The following is a 6,183-nucleotide window of genomic DNA, read 5'->3' on the forward strand; positions in this document are numbered from 1 at the left end:
AATCCTGATTTTTCCGGAGGAGAACGGGTCGACCTCCTCGGCGGCGTCAATTTCGTCGCCACCCATGGAGCGCTTGTCGGCCATCGGCTCGGTATCGAGTTGGGGGCGCCGATCTACCAGAATGTCAACGGTCCCCAGCTGACCGGGGACTGGATGCTGACGGTCGGTTGGCAGAAAGCATTTTAGTTTCAACGAGAAAAACCCCTCCCGCCAGCGGGAGGGGAATTCACCAAGACAATGGCGTTGGCAATCGTGCATCCCAATGTCTCTGGACGGCTCCTAACCTTCGAGTGCCTTCCATGTTTTCGGGCCGACAATGCCATCCGCACCGAGCTTCTTGTTCTTCTGGAATTGGCGAACAATAGTCTCGGTCGCCGGTCCAAAATCCCCGTCAATGGCTACCATATAGCCCTTTTTGCGTAACAATGCCTGCAGTTCAGCGACCTGACTTCCCTTCAGACCACGACGCAATACCGGGCGAGACTTTGGTTTGGCATTTGCCTCGTGAGCGAGCGCCTCGACCCGCGCTAAAGCCGTTTTTGCTTTGCCAAGATAGCGCCTGCGATCTTCAAGCCCGTTGAGGCCGCCATTCACCGCTTTGGTCACCCGGATCAAGTCATCCCGATCACAATGCCGATTAATATTGCGATCTTTCCAATATTCGCAGGCAATGACCAGAGAAGTTACCGGCTCCGCGGCCAACTCCGGATTGCCTTCCAGATCCAGCCCGATCTTCGGGCCAAGCGCGCGATAATTGGCGCGTCCGGTCAACTGTAGCAATCCGCGGCCCTTATAGCGGCGGCCATCGCCCGGTTGGGTATTGCCGAGATCGCTTCTGCCTTCATAGGCGGCACCCGAGGCAAATTCTTCGGTGGTTCGGAAACCAGCGGACTCATGTGCGATCTGCGCAAGGAAATGCGCCACACGCAAAGCGGTATTGATCTCGTATTTTTCGAGCGTTTCCTGCATGCTGCCGGAAATGGCCTCGACGATACGCGCCTGGTTGCTATGGTTGGTGCCGGAAAAGCGCGGCATAATGCTGTGTAAGACATCCAAATCAACTGCAATCATCACATTTTCTCCTTTGGAAAATGCGACCCCGTTTGCTCGCGAATTTTTACAATCCGCTTTCTGATTAACACAGACTACTACAACTCGTTTGACCAGAATAGGACCCAAAGGACTCCTATTGAGCCGACAGCCTACTCCCCACCCTCTAACATCTCGACTAATTGCGGCTGCCGGATCTACCCTCCAGCCTAACCGTATCGCAGTTAGCGAGGCCTCGCATCACCATGCGGACCGGGAGTAATGTGAACCATTTGGGTCGGAATTTCAGCCGTCACTCGATGCCATTCGCCTTTCCGAATGATACAGGCCTTGCCTTCCCCGACTCGGATTGGTTGGCCAAGATTGTCGGCATGCAGTATCAGTTCTCCTGAAATGACATATAGGATTTCATCTCCATCGGGATGGCGTTCACCTCCATGTGGCCCCTCACCTTCCACGGTCACGATCCCGACAGTCATGCCGTCGATGCGTTCCGGTGGCCCCGGCTTGCGGGGCCGCGTGGATACCGAAAGGTCACGACCAATATCGAATATATCGCTGTCCACATCGATCAAAATGATCGGTGACGAGTGCTGTTTCTCCATGCTCTGATTGCTCCGAATTACTCCGCAGCCTCCAGGATCTCGACCATCTGCGGCCCCCGGATCAATCCGCCCGGGCGCGCATTGGTCACCACGCCGCCCTTAAAGGTCACTTGCCCCGACTTGATCGTATAATCATAGCCATCGGCCTTTTGCAGTAACCGTTTGCCCCCCGCCGGCAGGTCAAACGCCAGCCACGGCTTGCCAAGCTTGATCCGCTCCATATCAATCACGTTGACGTCGGCGAGATAGCCCGGCTTCAGCAGCCCGCGATCGTTCAGACCGTATAATCTGGAGGTATCCAGACATTGCCGCTTGATCGCGTTCTCGATGCTGATCGTACCGCGTTTGCGGTTCTTCACCCAATATTCGAGCATGAAGGTCGGGCTTGCAGCATCGCAGATCGTCCCGCAATGGGCGCCGCCGTCGGACAGGCTGTTCACGGTGTCGTCGACCTGCTGCAATTCTTCCAGAAAATCGAGATTGCCGTCCATATAGTTGAGCAAGGGCAGATAGATGAACCCCTTGCCATCATCGGCCATCATCAGATCATAGGCATATTCCGCGCCCGGTTTGCCAGCGGCGGCGGCGCGCGAGGCGATGCTTTCGTCGGCCTGTGGTTCATAGTTGAAATCGAGGTCCATCTCGAACTGCATCGGCCAACCCTGGGTGATGACCATGAACACCGGAACGATATCAACCTGCTCCGGCATCTCGGCGGTTTCGCCGAGCAATTGCGCCTTGAATGCCGGGTCCTTGAGCCTGGCATATTTTTCATCCCAGCTAAGCCCTTCCATCGCCATCCAGCTCGGGTGGCGGACAAAGGGATGCACAGTGCCCTGCCACGCCATGACGATCCCGTTTCCGCGCAGCGCTATTTGCGCGACAATATTGGCGCCATTGTCATTTTCCGCGCGCATATTGCTGATCTGCTCGTCCAGGGACTGCTCCTTGGCGATCGACTGCAGCGCGGCAAAGGTTACCGGCATGCCGGTTTCGCGGCTGAGATCGCCCATCCAGCCAAATTCGTCCCATTCCTTGTTGAGATCGCTGGCCATTTCAAACACGCCATAGCCAACCCGGCCCATCGCGCGGCCAATGCCGATCAGTTCTTCTTTGGTCGCAGTGGTGCCAGGGACAAGTTCCCCATCGACGCTGCGATGCAGGATCGTGCGCGAAGTCGAGAAACCCAAAGCACCAGCTCTCAGGCCATCCTCGACGATTTGCGACATCTGGTCGATTTCATCCGGCGTCGGCACCGCGCCCGGTTTTTCCTTGTCGCCGAGCACATAGGCACGCACCGCGCCATGCGGCACATGGGTCGCAACATCCACGGTGCGCGGCATTCTCTCCAGTTCATCAAGATATTCGGGAAAGGTTTCCCAATTCCAGCTCATGCCTTCGGCCAGCGCGGTGCCGGGAATATCTTCAACCCCCTCCATCAGGCCGATCAGCCAGTCGTGCCGGTCCGGCTTGGCCGGAGCAAAGCCTACACCGCAATTGCCCATCACAACCGTGGTGATGCCATGCCAACTCGACGGCGCCATTTCATCGTCCCACGTCGCCTGCCCGTCATAATGGGTGTGGATGTCGACGAATCCGGGCGTAACAAATTTGCCGGTCGCATCGATCTCGTCGCGCCCTTTTGCGGTCACGGTCCCGACCATAGAGACCCGATCACCATCAATCGCTACATCGGCAACAAACGGCGCGCCGCCTGTGCCATCAACCACTGTACCGCCACGAATTACCAGATCATGCATCGACTCTCTCCTCAACATTTGCGGCCGCTATAACAGATTTAACTGGATGATTAAAGCTACCTGCTGCTATCGATTTGCACATGATAGAAAAAGCATCATGGGAGCCGGGAGCGGCGAGCGGCATCGCAATTAAATGGGTCGAGGCCAATGGCCAGACGTTTGAAGTCGCGCAGGCGGGCGAAAGCAAAAAGCTCGCCTTGTGCCTCCACGGCTTCCCCGAACTCAACTATAGCTGGCGTCACCAGATTCCGCTGCTGGTCGAAATGGGATATAAAGTCTGGGCTCCCAATTTACGCGGCTATGGCGGCTCAAGCAGACCGGATGACGTTACATCCTACCGGCTCAACACGCTCGTCCAGGATGTGGCAGCACTGATCGATGCCAGCGGCGCGGAAGAGGTTACCCTGATCGCGCATGACTGGGGCGCGATCATCGCCTGGCATTTCGCGATCCTGAAAATCCGGCCACTGACCCGGCTGGTGATCATGAATGTGCCCCATCCCAAATGCGCCCAGCGCGAATTGCGACGCTGGTATCAGCTCAGGAAAAGCTGGTATATTTTCTTCTTCCAGTTGCCATGGCTGCCCGAATGGCTGCTCGGCCTGGACGGCGCATTACGGATCAAACGGGCGTTTTCCAGAATGGCGATAGACAAATCCCGCTTTCCGGAAAAAGATTTACAGATCTATGCCGATGCCGCCAGCCGCCCCGGCGCTCTGCGCGCGATGATCAACTATTATCGCGCGTTGCTTCGAACCAAAGACGGGCGGGAGATTGGCGATGGCATGGTGCGGGTTCCCACGCTGATGGTCTGGGGAGAGGAAGATACGGCGATCGATATCCGCTGCACCGGCGGAACCGAAGAATGGGTGCCCAATCTTGAACTGCATCGGCTGCCCGGCGTGTCCCATTGGGTGCAGCAGGAAGCGCCGGAAAAGGTGAATGCGATATTGCGGGACTGGTTGCCCGGCTAGTCCCGCGCCGCAATCATGTCGGCAATGTCAATGAACTTCTCGCGCGGAGACCCATCCCTTGCGCGAGCAATTTCGGCTTCTTCAATTTTCTTCCAGTCGCGAAATGTGACGGTCTTTACACCGCGCGATTCAAACAGGCGATCAAGCCCCTCGCGCCCTTCCTTTCGGTCACCCGAACCGATGTCTTCCGCGATCGCATCGACAATCGCGAAGCCGTCGGGCTTGTTGGTCCCGATCGTTCCCGAAGGCCCGCGTCGGGCCCAGCCGACGCAATAGAGGCCTGGCAATATCCGTCCATCGGTGTTGGCGAAGCGTCCTCTCCCATGTTCATAGGGCACGCCTTCGATCGGCGGCGTGCGATATCCGATACAGCTGATAACCATCCGGCAGTCAAGTTCGTAACGTTCGCCGGTTCCGGTCGACCGCATATCCTTGTCCAGCGCGGTTTTCTCGACGATGATCTTTTCAACCTTGCCGTCCCCGTGGATTTCAACCGGCATCGCGAAAAAATCGAAATCGATTTTGACCGGCTTGTCGAGCAATTCACCGGCCCGTTCGTAGAAGCTCCGTAAGTGCGTCACCGATTTACGCATGCCCGGCTCCAGCATCGCATCCGCGCCTTCGTCCGGAAAATCGATCGGATCGACTATCGGCCTGGCCTGCTCCAGATGTCCGAGCTCCCCCAGTTCCTTGGGCGTCATTGCGATTTGATGCGGACCGCGCCTGCCCAGCAAGGTGATTTTCTGAACTTTGCTCGCTTTCAATTGCTCGAGAGCATGGCCGACAATGTCGCTGCCTGCAAATTCGCTCTCGGTCTTCGCCAATATGCGCGCGACATCCAGCGCAACATTGCCGTTGCCGATAATCGCGACCGATCGACCATCAAGGGGCGGATCGAGATCCTTGAAATCCGGGTGGCCATTATACCAGCCAACAAAAGCCGCGCTTCCGATTACCCCGTCCAGATCACTGCCGGGAATGTCCAGCTTCCGGTCATTGGGTGCGCCGGTGGCCAGAACGACGGCGTCGTACAGGCCCTGCAATTCCGCAATCGTGACATCCTCACCAACGGTGACATTGCCGATAAAACGGACATTGTCACCGAGATTGGTTTTCTCGTATCGCCGTGACACCGCCTTGATCGATTGATGATCGGGGGCCACGCCGGTGCGGATCAGGCCAAAGGGAACCGGCAGGCGATCGATGATATCCACGGCGACTTCATCGCCATATTTCTTTTGCGCCGCTTCTGCCGAATAATAGCCTGCAGGGCCCGATCCTATGATCGCAATATGACGCATCGTCCTGCCTCCCCGATTAGCTCGCTCATGCTAACGGCATAATTTCAAAAGAAAAGCAAAAGCATGGCTGTCATTTTCTAGAGGCCGGAGGCGGGCACACGTCAATTCAGCCCGTTACATTGGCAACATTGTACCGAAGCGCTTCCTCTTGGGTCAGACAGCGGCGGGTGGATTTGTCTCCGTCACCATTGGCGACCGCCTTGGTCTTGTACATGACTTCGGAGAGCAATTTGCGTGACACGCCCATACGGATCAGAAAATCATTATCTTCTGTGGCGAGCAGGGCGCTTTCCTGCTCCACCTCACCGATCAGACCGACCGTGGAATCTGTACCCATCTCGATACTGTAATTTATTGCATCGCGATCACCGGTCATCGTGAACATATGGACCATGAAATGCGCGCCGGATTCAACAATTCTGGCCCGCCCCCCCATGAACACAAAATTGCAGGCGCTGAAACAGGTCCATCCCTTGGGAATGCGGGTTATGAT

At 56.6% G+C, this 6,183-nt stretch carries 5 protein-coding genes and 2 pseudogenes; 2 read left to right on the top strand and 5 right to left on the bottom strand.

What is annotated here, in order from left to right; genetic code table 11:
- Positions 1–186: pseudogene (locus WBM93_RS13000) on the top strand (transporter); the annotation flags it as partial.
- Between the two features lie 93 nt (positions 187–279).
- Here WBM93_RS13000 and WBM93_RS13005 read toward each other — a convergent pair.
- The 3 genes from WBM93_RS13005 to WBM93_RS13015 all read right to left on the bottom strand — a co-directional run bounded on the left by WBM93_RS13005 (position 280) and on the right by WBM93_RS13015 (position 3,415).
- Complete coding sequence (locus tag WBM93_RS13005) at positions 280–1,071, bottom strand: peptidoglycan-binding protein (protein WP_424432290.1); 792 nt, start codon at positions 1,069–1,071, stop codon at positions 280–282.
- A 203-nt stretch (positions 1,072–1,274) separates the two neighbouring features.
- Positions 1,275–1,655 (bottom strand): cupin domain-containing protein, encoded by a 381-nt coding sequence (locus WBM93_RS13010; RefSeq protein WP_424432291.1) that lies wholly within the window; start codon positions 1,653–1,655, stop codon positions 1,275–1,277.
- A gap of 17 nt (positions 1,656–1,672) precedes the next feature.
- Positions 1,673–3,415, bottom strand: coding sequence for an N-acyl-D-amino-acid deacylase family protein (locus tag WBM93_RS13015; protein ID WP_424432292.1), 1,743 nt, complete (start codon positions 3,413–3,415; stop codon positions 1,673–1,675).
- Between the two features lie 80 nt (positions 3,416–3,495).
- Here WBM93_RS13015 and WBM93_RS13020 point away from each other — a divergent pair, with 80 nt between their 5' ends.
- Positions 3,496–4,389 (top strand): alpha/beta fold hydrolase, encoded by an 894-nt coding sequence (locus WBM93_RS13020; RefSeq protein WP_424432293.1) that lies wholly within the window; start codon positions 3,496–3,498, stop codon positions 4,387–4,389.
- On the opposite strand, the gene WBM93_RS13025 is transcribed toward WBM93_RS13020, so the two are convergent.
- On the bottom strand, positions 4,386–5,690 hold the full coding sequence (locus WBM93_RS13025; RefSeq protein WP_424432294.1) for an FAD-dependent oxidoreductase: 1,305 nt from the start codon (positions 5,688–5,690) through the stop codon (positions 4,386–4,388). The two genes, WBM93_RS13020 and WBM93_RS13025, sit on opposite strands and share 4 nt — an antisense overlap.
- A gap of 106 nt (positions 5,691–5,796) precedes the next feature.
- A pseudogene (locus tag WBM93_RS13030) lies at positions 5,797–6,183 on the bottom strand (hypothetical protein); the annotation flags it as partial.

Source organism: Parasphingorhabdus sp. (assembly GCF_049667325.1).
In the GTDB taxonomy this organism is placed as follows: Bacteria; Pseudomonadota; Alphaproteobacteria; order Sphingomonadales; family Sphingomonadaceae; genus Parasphingorhabdus.

What these genes read in the sequence shown, in the direction of transcription:
- WBM93_RS13005 (WP_424432290.1), bottom strand. Translation starts at nt 1,071, where the DNA reads ATGATTGCAGTTGATTTGGATGTCTTACACAGCATTATGCCGCGCTTT.
- WBM93_RS13010 (WP_424432291.1), bottom strand. Translation starts at nt 1,655, where the DNA reads ATGGAGAAACAGCACTCGTCACCGATCATTTTGATCGATGTGGACAGC.
- WBM93_RS13015 (WP_424432292.1), bottom strand. Translation starts at nt 3,415, where the DNA reads ATGCATGATCTGGTAATTCGTGGCGGTACAGTGGTTGATGGCACAGGC.
- WBM93_RS13020 (WP_424432293.1), top strand. Translation starts at nt 3,496, where the DNA reads ATGATAGAAAAAGCATCATGGGAGCCGGGAGCGGCGAGCGGCATCGCA.
- WBM93_RS13025 (WP_424432294.1), bottom strand. Translation starts at nt 5,690, where the DNA reads ATGCGTCATATTGCGATCATAGGATCGGGCCCTGCAGGCTATTATTCG.